This window comes from Burkholderia sp. Tr-862, from assembly GCF_011753085.1.
In the GTDB taxonomy this organism is placed as follows: domain Bacteria; phylum Pseudomonadota; class Gammaproteobacteria; order Burkholderiales; family Burkholderiaceae; genus Burkholderia; species Burkholderia ambifaria.
This window is the reverse complement of sequence record NZ_VWWG01000150.1, coordinates 1-15,384: the sequence shown is the minus strand read 5'-3', so window position 1 is coordinate 15,384 and position 15,384 is coordinate 1. Positions and strand designations below refer to the sequence as shown.

Below are 15,384 nucleotides of genomic sequence, written 5' to 3'. Positions count from 1 at the left end.
CCGCGTGTAGCTGGACGGCGCACGACGTGCATGCCGACGGAATCGTGTGGCAACTGGACAACGCGACGACGAATCCCGTCGGGAACTGGCAGATGCTCGGCGTCCACGATCTGCTGATCCAGTGGAGCGTCGTCGACGATACCGCGTACGTGCCGAACACCGGCATCCGTACTGCGGCGCACCTTCCCGACTGGGAGCGCATCGGTCGCGAACCGTGGGCCAGGAACGTCATTCTGGGCCTGGCCGGCTACCAGGACGAAAGGCGTGCACGCACCCATCTGGCGACGCTTGCGAACCAGTCCGCGGAGGTGGCGCGCGCACACGTCCCGCTGCATGTGACTGGTTATTACTTCCCCGTCGAAATCGATCCGACCTGGCAGGACGCGCCGAAACTCGCCGAGATCCTGAAGCGCTTGCCGCGTCCGCTGTGGGTCAGCGTCTACGACCAGACCAATATCGGCGGTAAGGCGCTGGCCGACTGGCTCGCATCGTGGCTGCCCGCGGACGTCGGCGTGTTCTTCCAGGACGGTTGCGGCGTATATGCGCGCGAACCGTACGTCGCCCGCGTCTATCTCGACGAGCTGGCCGCGCGTCTCGGAAAGCAACGCGTGCGGATGATCGCGGAAGCCTTCCGGCCCGCCGAGCACGGTGGCTTTCGTGCGGCCAGCGCGGAGGAGCTGAGCAAGCAGCTGGCGACGTATCGCGGCTATCCGATCTATCTATTCGATGGCCCGCACTATGTGTCGGACAACCTCACGCGTGAACTCGTCGCGCGGCCGACCAATCCGCCTCCAGCCAAGCCCGCCGGAACGATTCCGTGATCCTGACGCACCCGGCCGCCATGCGAACGGCAAGGTAAAAAACGCCCCGCCGAAACGGCGGGGCGTGATGCCCGGCACATAACGGGCGGGCAATGCGCGAGACGGACTCGCGCGGCCGGCTTACGAGCAGGCCTTGCCGTGCGACGGATGGAAGCCCTTCGTCTTCGCCTCCGCTTCCGACATGTAGCTGCCGTGCTTCGTCTTGCCGTAGTACTTGTCGGTCGAGCAGTGATAGACCTTCGTGCTGTCGTTGACCCACACCTTGCCCGCGCCGCCGCCCGGCGCGGCCGCGGTCGTCGCCGGCGCGCCCTTCGCGGGCGCGGCGGCCGATGCCGGAGCCGCGGGGGCCGCCATCGCGGGCGCCGCGGCCGGTGCGCTGGCCGCCGCAGCAGCCGATGCGCCGTACCAGGTCTTCACACCCTTGTGACCCGCGCATGCGCCCTTCTTCGACGCGCCCGAATAGAACGACCCGTCCTTGCACAGACCGGTCGTGCCCGCCGGCGCGCTGGCCGGAACTTGCGCGAACGCACCGGTCGACAGCCCCACGCCGGCAGCAAGCGCGGCGATCAACATCATCTTTTTCATGGTCCTCTCCTGATTTGCCTGAATAGTGAAAGCGTCCCGGGCAGCGCCGGGAAAACCCTGCTTACCGCACCCAGCGGCACTCGCGATGGTGGTGGTGATCGAAATGGCACACGCGGTGCGAGTGCGCTTCGGCAAGGGCCGGCACGAGAACGGCGCAAGCCAGTGCGGTGGCCGTCAGGATCTTCGCGATGCGGTACATGGAACTCTCCCGGATAGGTCAGCCGGTCATCCGGCTGGTACCTGCTTAACGCCGGTCCCCCGATATCCGTGTACCGCACCAGCACGCAATTGACGATCTTTGACATCGGCCGCTCGACGACGGCGAAGCCGACGGCTGCGCACCCGCATGCTTTCGATGCTTTCAGCGTCACAACGATCGGGACTTCGAATGAAGCGGCGCCGCCGGAACGGGCGCACGTGCGCGAGAGAAGGGGGCAGGAAGAGCAACGGCGCGATGACCAATCGCGCCGACGAGCAATGAGAAACGATACGAAAAGCCACCGCGTGCCGGACGGGCGCATCCAGCGCGCCCATCCGCGGCACGCGATCTTGCGACTTACTTCAACCGCCCCGACAGGAATTGGCCGAGCCGCTCGCTCTTCGGATTGACGAGAATCTCCTGCGGATCGCCCTCTTCCTCGATCTTCCCCTGGTGCAGGAAGATCACATGGTTCGACACGTTGCGCGCAAAACCCATCTCGTGCGTGACGACGACCATCGTGCGGCCTTCCTCGGCCAGCTTCTGCATCACCTTCAGCACTTCACCGACGAGTTCGGGATCGAGCGCCGAAGTCGGCTCGTCGAACAGCATCACCTCGGGTTCCATCGCGAGCGCACGCGCGATCGCGACACGCTGCTGCTGGCCGCCCGACAGGTGCGACGGATACATGCCTTCGACGCGCGGCGCGAGACCGACCTTCTCCAGATACTTGCGCGCGCGCTCGACCGCTTCGTCCTTGCCGATTCCGAGCACGGCCATCGGCGCCTCGATCACGTTCTCGAGCACCGTCATGTGCGACCACAGGTTGAAGTGCTGGAACACCATCGCGAGCTTCGTGCGCATTCGCTGCAGTTGCTTCTGATCGGCCACGCGCAGCGAGCCGTTGCGGTCGCGCGCGGTCTGGATCGGTTCGCTACCGATCGTGATCTGCCCCGAGCACGGCTGCTCGAGGAAGTTGATGCAGCGCAGGAACGTGCTCTTGCCGGAGCCGCTCGAGCCGATGATGCTGATCACGTCGCCGGCCTTCGCCTTCATCGACACGCCCTTCAACACCTCGTTGTCGCCGAACTTCTTGTGGAGGTTATCAACGGTGAGCTTGTACATGCTTGGTCCTTCCTTGCATTAATGGCCGCGCGGCGAGAGGTACGCGAGCCAGCGCGTCTCGAGCTTGCGGAACGCCCAGATGAGCGTGAACACGACGATGGCGTACAGCACGGCCGCGATGCCGTAGGCCTGGAACGACATGTACGTCGCGGAGTTGACGTCGCGCGTGACCTTCAGGATGTCGGGCACGGTCGCGGTGAACGCGAGCGTCGTCGCGTGCAGCATCAGGATCACTTCGTTGCTGTAGCTGGGCAGCGAGCGGCGCAGCGCGGACGGCAGGATGATGCGCGTATAGAGCTTGAAGCGCGACATCCCGTACGCCATCCCGGCCTCGATCTCGCCGGCCGACGTGGCCTTGATCGCGCCCGCGAAGATCTCGGTCGCATACGCGCATTCGTTCAGCACGAACGCGAGCAGCGTGCAGTTCATCGCGTTGCGGAAGAACGTGTCGAGCAGCACGTGGTTGTGCACGACCTGCAGGCTGTAGATGCCGGTGTAGCACATCAGCAGCTGCACGTAGAGCGGCGTGCCGCGGAACACGTACGTATAGAGCCACACCGGGCCGGAAATCCAGCGGTTCGACGACGCGCGCGCGATCGCAAGCGGCACCGCCAGCGCGAAGCCGAACGCGATCGACACGACCAGCAGCCACAGAGTGATCGCGAGGCCGCTGAAGCGATAGCCGTCGGTGTAGAGATAGTTTTGCCAGTACTGGCTGATGAGTTCGATCACAGTGCGAGCCTCCGGACGCCGACGGAATAACGCTTCTCGAGGTGGTGCAGCACGACGTTCGACACCGTCGTGATCGCAAGGTAGATCGCGCCCGCCGCGAGCGTGAAGAAGAAGAAATCGAGCGTGCTCTTGCCGGCATCCTGCGACGCCTTCACGACATCGGCGAGGCCGATGATCGACACCAGCGCGGTGGCCTTCACGAGCACCTGCCAGTTGTTGCCGATGCCCGGCAGCGCGAAGCGCATCATCTGCGGGAACAGGATCCGGTGGAACACGCGCCAGCCGCTCATCCCGTACGCGAAGCCCGCTTCGAGCTGGCCGCGCGGCACCGCGAGAAACGCGCCGCGGAACGTCTCGGTAAAGTACGCGCCGTAGATGAAGCCGAGCGTGATGACGCCGGCGACGAATGGATCGATGTCGATCTGATCCCAGCCGAGCGCGTCGGTCGCCATGTTCAGCAGGATCTGGATCCCGTAGAACAGCAGCAGCATCAGCACGAGATCGGGCACCGCGCGGATCAGCGTCGTATAGAACGTGCCGATCCACCTGAGCACGCGGTTGGTCGACAGTTTCGCGGCCGCGCCCGCGAGGCCCAGTATCAGTGCCGCGGCGAGCGACAGCACCGCGAGCTTCACGGTCTCGACCGTGCCGGCCCACAACAGCGGGCCAAATCCTTGGAAGATCATGTCAGCATTTCCAGAAAGACCGGCGGCGCGGCGCGGCACGCGCCGCGTGCGCCGCGCAGGCGTCAGCCGCCGTAGACGTCGAATGCGAAGTACTTCTTCTCGAGCTTCTTGTACGTGCCGTCCTTGATGATGTCGGCGATCGCGTGGTCGATCTTCGCCTTCAGGTCGGCGTCGTCCTTGCGCAGGCCGATGCCCGCGCCGTTGCCGAGCGTCTTCGGATCGTCGATGTCCTTGCCGGCGAATTCGAAGTTCGCGCCGCGCGGCGTCTTCAGGAAGCCGAGGTCGGCCTGCACCGCATCCTGCAGCGCGGCATCGAGGCGGCCGGACATCAGGTCCTGGTACACGCCGTCCTGGTTCTGGTAAGACACGATCTGCACACCCTTCGGCGCCCAGTAGGCCTTCGCATAGGTTTCCTGGATCGTGCCCTGCTCGACGCCGACCGACTTGCCCTTCAGCGATTCGGCCGTCGGCTGCAGGTGCGCGCCCTTCTTCGAGACGAGCCGCGTGGGCGTGTTGAACAGCTTGTCGGAGAACGCGATCTGCTCGGCGCGCGCCGGCGTCATCGACATCGACGACAGCACGCCGTCGAACTTCTTCGCCTTCAGCGCCGGGATCATCCCGTCGAAGTCGTTCTCGATCCATACGCATTTCGCCTTCAGGCGCGCGCAGATCTCGTTGCCGAGATCGACGTCGAAGCCGACGACCTTGCCGCTTGCGTCCTTCGATTCGAACGGCGGATAGCTGGCGTCGACGCCGAACCGGATCGTCGACCAATCCTTGGCGTGGGCACCCACCGCGATACACGCGAGGGCAATACTGAGGGCGAGTTTCTTCATGGCGTTCCTGTCATAGGCGAACTGGGCACGGGCCCGTCGGGCGTCGCCGCCGCGAACCCTTCCAACCCGGAAGCCGTCATCTAGACGGCACCCCAAGTTGTACATACAACTTTGCCTTTTGTCGGGCACCCCCAGCAATCCGTGTTTATCTCTAGTCGCCTAAAAAGCGCCGTATCGGCACGTGATTCCCTTATATTTCAATCAACTACGCTTACATCCCGCTGTAATCGAGCTTTCATGCGACGATTCCGACCTTCTCGGCCGCGCGCTCATTTGTCTATACTTTTCCGCTCACTGTGCGCGCGCGCCTTGTGGTCAACGTGCGCCGGAACCACGCCTCTGCGCGATTTCCCGTGTGGATAAGTGCCGAAATAATGGGGATCATGCGTCGATGGCCGGGCGGATGCCGCATCGAACCCGGTACACTCCGCCCGGCCCCCGCACGAAGGCCGGACTGCGACGGCACGCGGCCGCCGTCACTTGAACAGCAATGCAATGACCACACCGATCTATCAGGAAATCAAGGACTTCATCCTCGCGCGCATCCATGCGGGCGAGTGGGCGGAAGGCGACCAGGTGCCGTCGGAGAACGAGCTCGCGCGCGAATTCAACGTCGCGCGGATGACGGTCAACCGCGCGCTGCGCGAGCTGACGGCCGAACAGGTGCTCACGCGCACGCGCGGCTCCGGCACGTACGTCGCGTCGCCGAAATACGAATCGACGCTGGTCGCGATCCGCAGCATCTCGGATGAAGTCGCCGCGCGCGGCCATGCTTATCGGGCGCAGGTGCTGGAGGTCGGCGCTGCCATCGCCGACGCGCAGCTCGCCGACGAACTGCGGCTCGACACGGGCAACCCGATCTTCCATTCGCGCGTGCTGCACTTCGAGAACGACACCCCCGTGCAGCTCGAGGAACGCTGGGTCAATCCCGCCTGCGCGCCCGAATACGCATTGCAGGACTTCACGACGACGACGCCGAACCAGTACCTGACGCGCGTCGCGCCACTTCAGCGTGTCGAATACCGGATCGAGGCCGCGATGCCCGATGCGCCGACGCGCCGCCACCTGACGATGGACGAACGCGAGCCCTGCCTGCTGCTGCATCGGCGCACGTGGTCGCAGGGAATGGTCGCGTCGGTCGCGAATCTATGGCACCCGGGCAGCCGCTACCGGTTCACCGGGCATTTCTGACGCGCGGCTGGCGCGTTCATTGCGCGCCGGGGCGCCCCCAACGCTCGATCGCGTCGACCGCGAGACGCAACCCGTCCTCCTGCCCGAGCCGCGTACCGAGTGCGGCGGCCCGCGCCTGCGTGTCGGCGCGCGCCGCGAACGCGATCGCGCGGGCGAACGCGGCGGCGTCCACGCGGCGCCCGGCCACCGGCGCATCGGCCACACCGAGCCGCTGCAGCCGGTTCGCCCAGAAGAACTGATCGCCCGCGAACGGCACGACGACCGACGCAATGCCCGCCCGCGCGGCCGAATGCGTGGTGCCCGACCCGCCGTGGTGGATCGCCATCGATACATGCGGAAACAACCCGTCGTGCGGCGCCTCGCCGATCACGCACACGTGCGCGGGCAGCATCGACGCGTCGATGCCGCTCCAGCCCGGCTGGAACAGCGCACGCCGGCCGTTGAGCGCCCGCACCAGCGCGTCGACCATTGCGGCCCGGTCGAACCCGGCCATGCTGCCGAAGCCGATATACACGGGCGGATCGCCCGCTTCCAGAAAGGCCGCGAGCGCGGGCGGCGGCGTCCACGCGGGCGCGTCGATACGCCACTGACCGCACGCCAGCACATTCGGCGGCCAGTCGGCCGGATCGGACAGCAGCACGGGCGACACGCCGTACAACATCGGATGATCGGTCCACACGCGCCGGCGCGGCGGCAGTCCGCACACGCTGGCGCGCGCCGCATTGGTCGCCTTCCGGAACGCCTGCCACAGCAGCGCGTTCACGAACCGGTGGCTGGCGCGATTCAGCCAGCGCGGCGCCTTGCCGGGCGGCAGGAACGGTGACGCGAACGCCGCGGTCGGCGTGATCGGGATCATCCCCGCGCCGATCGCCGGCACGCCGCGATACTCGGCGACCGACAGCCCGACGAACGACGCCAGCCCCGACACGAGGATCGCATCGCACCCGGCCGACGCATCCGCGACTTCGCGCATCCACGCAGCCGTATTCGCATTCGCGATCGCCGCGAGCGCCTTCGACGTGTCGTTGAAGCCGCCGCGCCCGCGCACCGCATCGGACAACGCGCCATCCGGCGCGATCGCCGCGCGGATATCGCCGGACAACGGCGCGCACGGCACGCCGAGCGCGGCGGCCGAACCGAGCGTCGCGGCGTCGGCCAGCAACCGGACCTCATGGCCGGCCGCCATCAGCGCGCAACCCAGCGCCGCGAGCGGGCGCGTGTCACCTTCGGTGCCGTAGGTGGCAATGACGAGCTTCATGCGTGACTCCTCGCGCACGGCGAGAACGAGTGGATTCAAAAAAGTGAACGTCGTATACTAATGCAATTCGTACACTTTCCGTCAATCCCCGAGCCATGCCGATGACGACCGACGATCCGGGCCGCCGCGCGCGCAAGCGCATCCAGATGCTCGCGCACCTCGCCGCCACCGGCGCACGCCTGTTCGATGCGCACGGCTACGACGCCGTCACGATGGAGCAGATCGCCGCGCAGGCCGACGTCGCGAAACGTACGCTGTACAACCACTTCCCGACGAAGGAAGCCGTGCTCGCGCACTGGCTCGAAGGCGAACTCGCACGCGACCTCGCCCATCTTGAGCGCGACATCGCGCGACGGAAAAGCTTCGCGTCGCGAATCGCCTGCGTGCTCGATGCGTCGGCCGCGTGGTGCGAACAGCATCCGGTGTACCTGCTCGCGTACCTGCGGCATCGGTTCCTGAGCATCGGCGCGGTGCAAGCCGAAAGCGGGACGGAGAACAGCAGCGACATCGCGCTCGTGTGGCAGCAGCTGATCGCGGCCGGCCAGGAGGCGGGCGAACTGAACCCGGCGCTGGCGGCCGGCCAGCTCGCCACGTGGTTCCATCATCTGTATCTCGCGGCGATGCTGCGCTGGCTGACCGTGCCGGGGTTGTCGCTGAAACGGGAATTCCAGTCGGTCGCGAAGCTGTTCGTCGAAGGCGCGCAAGCGAAGCCGTGAGCGGCCGCCGCGGTCCGATACGAACGCGTGCCACATGCGCGCGACGCGCCGAGTGCCGCGCGACACGCGTTCACGGCGCGCAGGCGACGCTCGGTCAGGAAGGTGCGTGCGCATCGAATGTGCGCCACGCCGCGCGCGCTGACCGGCGATCTGCTGCGCCACCAGGAATGGCTGCTGCCCTGCACGACGTGCGACACGCAACCGGCCCACGCGTCGCCCGGGGCACGCGAGGACCGCTGATTGCGTCGCGCGATGCGCAGGATTTTTACAACGAATGATCAGACGGGATGCCAAATTTCCCGCGCGGCAGTATGCTGGTGTCGTACGGCCGCGCACGATGCATCGGGCAATCCCCTAGTCCGCACGTCGTCGCGCTGCCGTCGCGCCCGCAATCATGCGTTGCAAGGAGGGCTTCGTGATGGCTACGACACATCAGCACTTCCACCTCGAGCTACGGCACGCCACCGCGCCGACGTATTTCATCAGCTACCTGTTTCCCGCCTTGCTGTTCGTGTACGAACTGCTGCGCGTCGGCCAGTGGATCCGCGATCACGGGATGCAATTCGCCGCGTTCAAGCAGATGGGTTACGAGTATCTGCTGATGCTGCTGTTCGTCGGGCTGCAGATCGTCGTCGAGGCGATCTTCCTGCTCGGCGCCGCGATGCGCAGTGACCATCGCGATTTCGAGCACCGCCTGCCGAACGTGGTCCTCGGCATCGGCTGCTCGATCGCGCTGCTCGCGATCGATCTCGCGATCCAGCTGGCGTTCTGAGCACCGGCGGGTTCGGTCCGCCGGTCGCATCAGGTTGGCAGGTTCAGGCGGGCGCGTCGCGCAGCAACGTCGCCACCGCCGCGAGTACGGCGTCGGTCCGCTCGCGATGCGGCATGTGCCCGCATCCGTCGAGCAGCAGGAACGACGACGGCCCCGCGACGCGCGCGGCGATCCGCTTCGGATGCACGTCTGACCCGTATTCATCCTGCTCGCCATGAATCGCGAGCGTCGCGCAGCGCACGCGCGGCAATTCGTCGTCGAGACTCCAGCCGCGAAACGCCGGCGACAGCCACGTGTCGACCCACGCACGCAGCACCCATTCGGCCTTGTCGCCGTGATAGCGCGCGAGCCGGTCGAGCTGGCCGGGCGCATCGAACTGCTGCGCCGCTTCGCGAATGCCGTCGCGCGTGCGATCCTCGACGAACGCCTGCGCGGCGACCGTCACCAGCGCGCGGCAACGCGCCGGATACGCGGCCGCGCACCCGACCGCCATGCCGCCGCCGACGCTGTGCCCGAACGCGACGAACACATCGATGCCGAACCGTTCGAGCAGCGCATGGAATCCGTGATCGGCCTCGTCGCGCACGAACGTCGCGGCGAGCTGCCCCGGATGACGATCGGACCGGCCAAAGCCCAGCCGGTCGTACGCGATCACGTCGCGCCGGGTCGCGCGCGCGAGCCGGGCGGGGAAGTCGCGCCATAGTTCGACGCAGCCGAGCGAATCGTGCAGCAGCACGATCGGTGCGGCCGGCCTAGGTGCGGCAGGCTCAGGTGCGGCAGGCTCGGGCGCGGCCGTTTCCCCTGCGGGCGCACCGCGCCAGCGCTTCGCGAAGAGACGCCCTTGCGGCGTCTCGACCCAGGTCTCCTCGGTCACGATGTCAGTCATGTTGTGTGTCGTCATCTGCATGAAGGCGGCCGCGCGCGGGCGTACCGCATCGAATGCCGACGATGGTGGCCCGGCGACGCGCGCGGCGTCAAGCAAGCCCCCACCGCCCGCACGCTCATTCGGGTTGCGGCGGCAGATACTCCATCTGCGACTCGTCGTAGAGCCGGTAGATCAGCGCCTGCATCGCGCGGATGTCCTCCGATTCATCGAGCATTCGCATGCTCATGATGATCGGCGACACGAGGTTCGGATCGTCGAGCGGCTTGTAGCTGATGTCGTCGCGCTTCAGGCCGTACACGCTGTGCGGCACGACCGACACGCCCTCGCCCATCGCGACGAGCCCGAGCGCGATCTGCAATTCGCGCGTCTCGTAGATGCGCCGCGGCTGCAGCGCGCGATCGTGGAATGCCGCGAGCACCTGGTCCGCATAGCTCGGCCGCGGCGCCTTCGGGAAGATGATCAGCGTGTCGTTCACGAGATCGTGCAGCGACAGCACGGGCTTCGCGCCGTCGAGCACGTGACCGACCGGCAGCGCGACGATCATCCGTTCCTCGCGCAGCACGACGCGCCGCACGCTCGGATCCTCGTGACGGATGCGCCCGAACCCGACGTCGATGCGCCCTTCCTTCAGCGCCTTGATCTGGTCCATCGTCGACATCTCGTGCAGGCTCAGCTCGACGGCCGGATACTCGCTGCGAAAGCGCCGGATGATCTTCGGCAGCATCCCGTACAGCGTCGAGCCGACGAAACCGACCGACATGCTTCGCTCGATCTTGCCGACCCGCTTCGTCATCGATTCGAGCTCGGTCGTCTGCGCGAGCAGCTGCACCGCATGCGAATAGAAGAACCGTCCCGCGTCGGTCAGCTTCAGCGGCCGCGCGTTGCGCTCGAACAGCGGCACGCCGAGCGCCTCCTCGAGCTGCTGGATCTGCCGGCTGAGCGGCGGCTGCGCGATGTGCAGGCGCTCGGCCGCACGCGTGAAATTCCGCTCCTCGGCAACCGCGACGAAGTAGCGGAGGTGTCTCAACTCCATGTTCGAACCCTCCCGGACAGGCCACGGACGTTCATTCGGCCCCCCGCGGATGCCCCGCGCGGATGCGTCCCGCGCCGGTCGCCCACGCTGGTCGCCCACGCTGGTCGCCCACGCTGGTCGCCCCGTGATCGCCTGATCCCGATGCCATGACGATACCTCACGGCGCGCCGATCCCGGCACGAGCAGCGTCGCGCTCGCACGCGCGTTGCGCACCGCGCAAAGCAAAACGGGAAGCCGCCAGGCTTCCCGTTCGTTCATCGACGCCGCGCCGCGGCATCGTCTCGGCCGTGCGTCACGCCTCGGTTGCGTACAGCGCATCGCGCTGCGCGTCGCTCAGCGAATCGAGCGGCACGTCCGGCAGCCGATAGCAGATCATCGCGCCGTACAGCTCGGCCAGGCAGTTGCTGCCGGCGTCGAGCGCGTAGCCGTCCTCGCCGTCCGGCGCCGGCGGATACACTTCACGCCACGCATTGATCGCGGCTTCGATTCGCACGATGGAAACGGGTCCGGCCTTCCGCTCGGCGGGTGATGCGCTCATGAATTCCTCTGGGTTGCCGCTCCGCGGGCCGTGCCGGCCCCGGCGGAACGATTGAAACGCCGGGCGCCGCCGGCCGCCGCAACAGGCGCGCGCCGGATGCCCGATCCGCGCCGCGCTCGTCGCGCCGGCCGGGCCGTGGCCCGGTAGGGTCGGGAAATATAACCGGCTTTGACCCCGGGCAGGGGAAAGCCGACAAAAAAAACGGGAAGCGCGCGGCTTCCCGTTTCATCGCATCTCGCGCGGCCGTGTGCCGCACCAACATCAGCCCGCGGTTTCGCGGTTCGCCACACGCTCCACCTGCGCGCCGCGGTTCGCGGCCACCCACGGCGCGATTTCCATATCTTCGTAGCGCACGAAGCGGCTCTTGTTCAGGAACCGGTAGCCGAGCCAGACGACGAGGAACAGCGGGATGCCGACGTAGGTCGCGGCCACGCCCGCCCAGTCGATCCGGTTCGCGAGGAACGCCTGATAGTCCTGCCCCAGCGCGATCACGAGACACAGCACGAACGCGAACAGCGGGCCGAACGGGAACCATTTCGACTGGTACGGCAGCTGGTCGACGCGGTAGCCCTGCTTCACGTAACCCTTGCGGAACCGGTAGTGGCTGATCGCGATGCCGAGCCACGCGATGAAACCGGTCATGCCCGACGTGTTCAACAGCCACAGGTACACCGTCTTGTCGCCGTACAGCGACGTGAAGAAACACAGCGCGCCGACGGCCGTCGTCGCGTACAGCGCATTGCGCGGCACGCCGCCCGGCGACAGCTTCACGAACAGCTTCGGCGCGCGGCCTTCCGTCGCGAGGTTGTAGAGCATCCGCGTCGACGCGTACATGCCCGAATTGCCGGCCGACAGCACGGCCGTCAGGATCACCGCGTTCATCACGCCGGCCGCGAACGCGAGGCCCGCGTGGCGGAACACGAGCGTAAACGGGCTCACGCCGATGTCGGTCACGTCGCTCTTCAGCAGGCTCGGGTCGGTATAGGGAATCAGCACGCCGATCACGAAGATCGCCAGCACGTAGAACAGCAGGATGCGCCAGAACACCTGGCGCACCGCGCGCGGGATCGTCGTGCGCGGGTTCTCCGATTCGCCGGCCGCGACGCCGATCAGCTCGGTGCCCTGGAACGAGAAGCCCGCGATCATCGCGACGCCCATCAGCGCCGGCAGGCCACCCGCGAACGGCGCGTCGCCGATCGTCAGGTTGCCCCAGCCGTTGCCCGGCGCGCCCTTCAGAATGCCGAAGATCATCAGCAGGCCGACGCCGATGAACGCGACCACCGTGACGACCTTGATCAGCGCGAACCAGTATTCGGCTTCGCCAAAACCGCGAACGGTCAGCGCGTTGAGCAGGAACATCACGGCGAGGAACGCGGCGCTCCACCAGACGCCCGGCACATCCGGGAACCAGTAGTGCATCACGAGCTGCGCGGCGACGAGTTCGACCGCGATCGTCACGGCCCAGTTGTACCAGTAGTTCCAGCCGAGCGCGAAGCCGAAGCCTTCGTCGACGTATTTCGCGCCGTAGGTCGCGAACGAGCCCGACACCGGCATGAACGCGGCCATTTCGCCGAGGCTCGTCATCAGGAAGTAGACCATCAGGCCGATCAGCATGTACGCGACCATCGCGCCGCCGGGGCCGGCCTGGGAAATCGATGCGCCGGACGCGACGAACAGGCCCGTGCCGATCGAGCCGCCGATGGCGATCATCGTCAGATGGCGCGCCTTCAGCGCGCGATGAAGCTTGGGTGGGTTCGCGGGCGAACCGGGTTGGTCGGAATTCGGAATTGCGGACATAAACGAGACGAACGTTGAGCGGGCCGGCATCCGGAGCCGGCGCATGCGGGATCGGGGTGCGCCGCCTGCGATGCATTCGATGTGGCCCCGATACGCGTTGCGCGCCGGGCGCGTGCGGCGAAGCGCGGATTCTACCTGATTCGTCATCAGGATCGCGTGGGTCCGAACGCCCGCGCCGCCGCGGGCAGACCCCGCGGAATCAACGGGTTGGATGCGGCACGAGCGGCAACACGCCGCTCGCGGCCGCGTGCATCTGCACGTCGAAAGCCATATTTCGCCGGCCGGTTATCCGTCATGCCGAGTCGCGCCCTGCGTAATCGGCTTCAGCACCCATGCCGATGCCGCATTAAAGCGACAAATCGATCGATATACACGTCAATAATCAGACAAAATGCCCGACACTGACGATTGATTCAAATCAAAATCGTCCGCGAGGCGTGCAGAATGATGCGAGACCGCAGGGAACCGACATTTTGCGCATGCATGTTTGCGTCGCGCGGCCAGCTTCAAGATTTCGCGAGATAATACGGGTTAATTCGAAATATTCAGCGCGCGGACCCCTCGACACACAAATATCCGCCGCCTGCGCCCCCGAGGATGAATTCATACCCGCTGCCCGCTACGCTGCGCCGCCATACCGCGTCGGCCGTGGCCCGCATTCTGTCGCCGCGCGGCGTACTCGTCGCGGGCATCGTGCTGCTGCTGTTCAGCTGGGGACTCTCGACGTCGCTTTTAATCGAAGCACGCCACGACGCGTATGACCATGCGGTCGAAAATGCGCGCAACCTGATGCTGCTGATCGAGCGCGATATTTCCCGCAATATCGAACTGTATGATCTGTCACTGCAAAACGTCGTCGACGGTCTCGCCGATCCGGAACTGATGGCATTGCCGCCGCGCCAGCGTCACCGGCTGCTGTTCGACCGCGCCGCGACCGGCGCGTATCTCGGCGCCATTTTCGTGATGGACCCGCACGGCAATATCGTGATCGATTCGGCCACGTCGCCGCCGCGGCAAGGCAATTTCGCCGATCGCGAATATTTCACCGTGCATCGCGACCGGCTTGCGCAGGGCCTCTACATCAGCCGGCCCTATGCGTCCCGGCTGCGCGGCGGCGCACTGACGATCGCGCTCAGCCGCCGGATCATCCAGGCCGACGGCACGTTCGGCGGGATCGTCGTCGGCACGCTGAACATCGACTACTTCCGCGCGCTGCTCGACGGCCTCGCGGTCGGCAAGCACGGCAGCGCCGCGGTCATCGAGGACAACGGCGCGCTCGTGTCCCGCCTGCCGTACGATGCGCGCGTGGTCGGCCTCGATCTGCACAACTCCCCGCTCTTCATCGAGGCCCAGCGCCGCAGCGAAGGCGTGCTCACGGCCGTCGGCGCGATCGACGGCGTGCGCCGCATCTATGTTTACAAGCATCTCGCGAATCTGCCGCTGGTCGTCGACGTCGCGCCCGCCGAGACCGACATCTACGCACCGTGGCGCCATCGCGCGATCTGGACTGCCGTGCTGATGAGCCTGTTTACCGCGTTCATCGCGTGGGGCTCGCTCGCGCTGTCGCGCGAACTCAAGCGCCGGCAGATCGCCGAGTCGAAGCTGTACCGGCTCGCGCACACCGATTCGCTGACCGGCCTCGACAACCGCGGCACCTTCGACGCGGTGCTCGCGAAGGAAGCGCAGCGCGCATCGCGCAGCGGCCGCCCGCTGTCGGTGCTGTTCGTCGACGTCGATCATTTCAAGGCGTTCAACGACTACTACGGCCACCTTGCCGGTGACGACGTGCTGCGCCGCGTCGCGCAATCCGCGTCGCGCTGCCTGCGTCGCGACAGCGACCACGTCGCGCGCTACGGCGGCGAGGAATTCGTCGTCACGCTGCCCGACACCGATGCGCGGGGCGCGGCGACCGTCGCCGAGGCGATTCGCCGCGCGATCTCCGGGCTCGACATCGCGCACGGCCGCAGCCCGTACGGCCACGTGACGACGAGCATCGGCACCGCAACCGCCACCGGCGGGCGCGTGAACGCCGCGGCGCTGCTGCGGCTGGCCGACGAAGCGCTGTACCGCGCGAAGTCCGGCGGCCGCAATCGCGTGTCGGACGCCGAGGCGAGCACGGCCGACGCGTGACGCGGATCGGAAGAGCGTCGGGTAGGGGAAGAGTGGCTCCGCCTGTGTAGATTCTGGTGGGTCCGCGTGTGTTAAAAAA

16 protein-coding genes are annotated in these 15,384 nt (G+C 66.6%); 5 read left to right on the top strand and 11 right to left on the bottom strand.

Going from position 1 to position 15,384, the window contains the following annotated elements:
- The coding region (locus F3J14_RS27775; RefSeq protein ID WP_168736335.1) for a hypothetical protein at positions 1-821 on the top strand (821 nt) is incomplete at its 5' end.
- Between the two features lie 120 nt (positions 822-941).
- Here F3J14_RS27775 and F3J14_RS27770 read toward each other — a convergent pair.
- From F3J14_RS27770 to F3J14_RS27745, 6 genes are all read right to left on the bottom strand, one after another.
- Positions 942-1,406 carry a hypothetical protein gene (locus F3J14_RS27770; protein ID WP_166725686.1) on the bottom strand — a complete coding sequence of 155 codons (465 nt, stop codon included), beginning with the start codon at positions 1,404-1,406 and terminating at the stop codon, positions 942-944.
- Between the two features lie 61 nt (positions 1,407-1,467).
- Positions 1,468-1,605 carry an HHHH-motif protein gene (locus F3J14_RS27765; RefSeq protein WP_166725685.1) on the bottom strand — a complete coding sequence of 46 codons (138 nt, stop codon included), beginning with the start codon at positions 1,603-1,605 and terminating at the stop codon, positions 1,468-1,470.
- A gap of 357 nt (positions 1,606-1,962) precedes the next feature.
- Positions 1,963-2,730: an ATP-binding cassette domain-containing protein gene (locus tag F3J14_RS27760; protein ID WP_166725684.1), complete on the bottom strand. Its 768-nt coding sequence runs from the start codon at positions 2,728-2,730 to the stop codon at positions 1,963-1,965.
- 18 nt (positions 2,731-2,748) lie between these two features.
- The gene (locus tag F3J14_RS27755) at positions 2,749-3,462 is read right to left on the bottom strand and encodes an ABC transporter permease (protein WP_166725683.1); all 714 of its coding nucleotides are present in this window, start codon (positions 3,460-3,462) and stop codon (positions 2,749-2,751) included.
- On the bottom strand, positions 3,459-4,148 hold the full coding sequence (locus F3J14_RS27750) for an ABC transporter permease (protein ID WP_166725682.1): 690 nt from the start codon (positions 4,146-4,148) through the stop codon (positions 3,459-3,461). The genes F3J14_RS27755 and F3J14_RS27750 overlap by 4 nt, the downstream gene beginning before the upstream one ends.
- Positions 4,149-4,210: 62 nt before the next feature.
- Positions 4,211-4,984 carry an ABC transporter substrate-binding protein gene (locus F3J14_RS27745; RefSeq protein WP_011660377.1) on the bottom strand — a complete coding sequence of 258 codons (774 nt, stop codon included), beginning with the start codon at positions 4,982-4,984 and terminating at the stop codon, positions 4,211-4,213.
- A gap of 495 nt (positions 4,985-5,479) precedes the next feature.
- Between F3J14_RS27745 and hutC the strand changes: the two genes are divergently transcribed.
- A complete protein-coding gene (gene hutC / locus F3J14_RS27740; protein ID WP_006750813.1) occupies positions 5,480-6,175 on the top strand; it encodes a histidine utilization repressor in 696 nt (231 codons plus the stop codon).
- A 16-nt stretch (positions 6,176-6,191) separates the two neighbouring features.
- On the opposite strand, the gene F3J14_RS27735 is transcribed toward hutC, so the two are convergent.
- Entirely contained in the window at positions 6,192-7,433 is a 1,242-nt protein-coding gene (locus tag F3J14_RS27735; protein ID WP_166725681.1) for a glycosyltransferase, read from the bottom strand.
- Positions 7,434-7,528: 95 nt separating this feature from the next.
- Between F3J14_RS27735 and F3J14_RS27730 the strand changes: the two genes are divergently transcribed.
- Positions 7,529-8,149: a TetR/AcrR family transcriptional regulator gene (locus F3J14_RS27730; RefSeq protein ID WP_166725680.1), complete on the top strand. Its 621-nt coding sequence runs from the start codon at positions 7,529-7,531 to the stop codon at positions 8,147-8,149.
- A gap of 418 nt (positions 8,150-8,567) precedes the next feature.
- The gene (locus F3J14_RS27725) at positions 8,568-8,921 is read left to right on the top strand and encodes a hypothetical protein (protein WP_006750810.1); all 354 of its coding nucleotides are present in this window, start codon (positions 8,568-8,570) and stop codon (positions 8,919-8,921) included.
- A gap of 43 nt (positions 8,922-8,964) precedes the next feature.
- Here the strand turns inward: F3J14_RS27725 and F3J14_RS27720 are convergent, their stop codons facing one another.
- The 4 genes from F3J14_RS27720 to F3J14_RS27705 form a co-directional block, all read right to left on the bottom strand.
- Positions 8,965-9,807, bottom strand: a complete 843-nt coding sequence (locus tag F3J14_RS27720) for an alpha/beta hydrolase (RefSeq protein ID WP_166725679.1) — start codon at positions 9,805-9,807, stop codon at positions 8,965-8,967.
- Positions 9,808-9,922: 115 nt separating this feature from the next.
- A complete protein-coding gene (locus tag F3J14_RS27715) occupies positions 9,923-10,840 on the bottom strand; it encodes a LysR family transcriptional regulator (RefSeq protein WP_012365478.1) in 918 nt (305 codons plus the stop codon).
- A 292-nt stretch (positions 10,841-11,132) separates the two neighbouring features.
- Positions 11,133-11,378 (bottom strand): DUF3717 domain-containing protein, encoded by a 246-nt coding sequence (locus F3J14_RS27710; RefSeq protein ID WP_006761486.1) that lies wholly within the window; start codon positions 11,376-11,378, stop codon positions 11,133-11,135.
- 261 nt (positions 11,379-11,639) lie between these two features.
- The gene (locus F3J14_RS27705; RefSeq protein ID WP_166725678.1) at positions 11,640-13,175 is read right to left on the bottom strand and encodes an amino acid permease; all 1,536 of its coding nucleotides are present in this window, start codon (positions 13,173-13,175) and stop codon (positions 11,640-11,642) included.
- A gap of 597 nt (positions 13,176-13,772) precedes the next feature.
- Here F3J14_RS27705 and F3J14_RS27700 point away from each other — a divergent pair.
- Positions 13,773-15,305: a sensor domain-containing diguanylate cyclase gene (locus tag F3J14_RS27700; protein WP_166725677.1), complete on the top strand. Its 1,533-nt coding sequence runs from the start codon at positions 13,773-13,775 to the stop codon at positions 15,303-15,305.
- Positions 15,306-15,384: the final 79 nt, after the last annotated feature.

Bases quoted from the DNA above. Each gene is read 5' to 3' on its own strand.
- F3J14_RS27765 (WP_166725685.1), bottom strand. From the start codon at position 1,605: ATGTACCGCATCGCGAAGATCCTGACGGCCACCGCACTGGCTTGCGCC.
- F3J14_RS27745 (WP_011660377.1), bottom strand. From the start codon at position 4,984: ATGAAGAAACTCGCCCTCAGTATTGCCCTCGCGTGTATCGCGGTGGGT.
- hutC (WP_006750813.1), top strand. From the start codon at position 5,480: ATGACCACACCGATCTATCAGGAAATCAAGGACTTCATCCTCGCGCGC.
- F3J14_RS27710 (WP_006761486.1), bottom strand. From the start codon at position 11,378: ATGAGCGCATCACCCGCCGAGCGGAAGGCCGGACCCGTTTCCATCGTG.
- F3J14_RS27730 (WP_166725680.1), top strand. From the start codon at position 7,529: ATGCCGATGACGACCGACGATCCGGGCCGCCGCGCGCGCAAGCGCATC.
- F3J14_RS27735 (WP_166725681.1), bottom strand. From the start codon at position 7,433: ATGAAGCTCGTCATTGCCACCTACGGCACCGAAGGTGACACGCGCCCG.
- F3J14_RS27700 (WP_166725677.1), top strand. From the start codon at position 13,773: ATGAATTCATACCCGCTGCCCGCTACGCTGCGCCGCCATACCGCGTCG.
- F3J14_RS27725 (WP_006750810.1), top strand. From the start codon at position 8,568: ATGGCTACGACACATCAGCACTTCCACCTCGAGCTACGGCACGCCACC.
- F3J14_RS27720 (WP_166725679.1), bottom strand. From the start codon at position 9,807: ATGACTGACATCGTGACCGAGGAGACCTGGGTCGAGACGCCGCAAGGG.
- F3J14_RS27705 (WP_166725678.1), bottom strand. From the start codon at position 13,175: ATGTCCGCAATTCCGAATTCCGACCAACCCGGTTCGCCCGCGAACCCA.
- F3J14_RS27750 (WP_166725682.1), bottom strand. From the start codon at position 4,148: ATGATCTTCCAAGGATTTGGCCCGCTGTTGTGGGCCGGCACGGTCGAG.
- F3J14_RS27760 (WP_166725684.1), bottom strand. From the start codon at position 2,730: ATGTACAAGCTCACCGTTGATAACCTCCACAAGAAGTTCGGCGACAAC.
- F3J14_RS27770 (WP_166725686.1), bottom strand. From the start codon at position 1,406: ATGAAAAAGATGATGTTGATCGCCGCGCTTGCTGCCGGCGTGGGGCTG.
- F3J14_RS27715 (WP_012365478.1), bottom strand. From the start codon at position 10,840: ATGGAGTTGAGACACCTCCGCTACTTCGTCGCGGTTGCCGAGGAGCGG.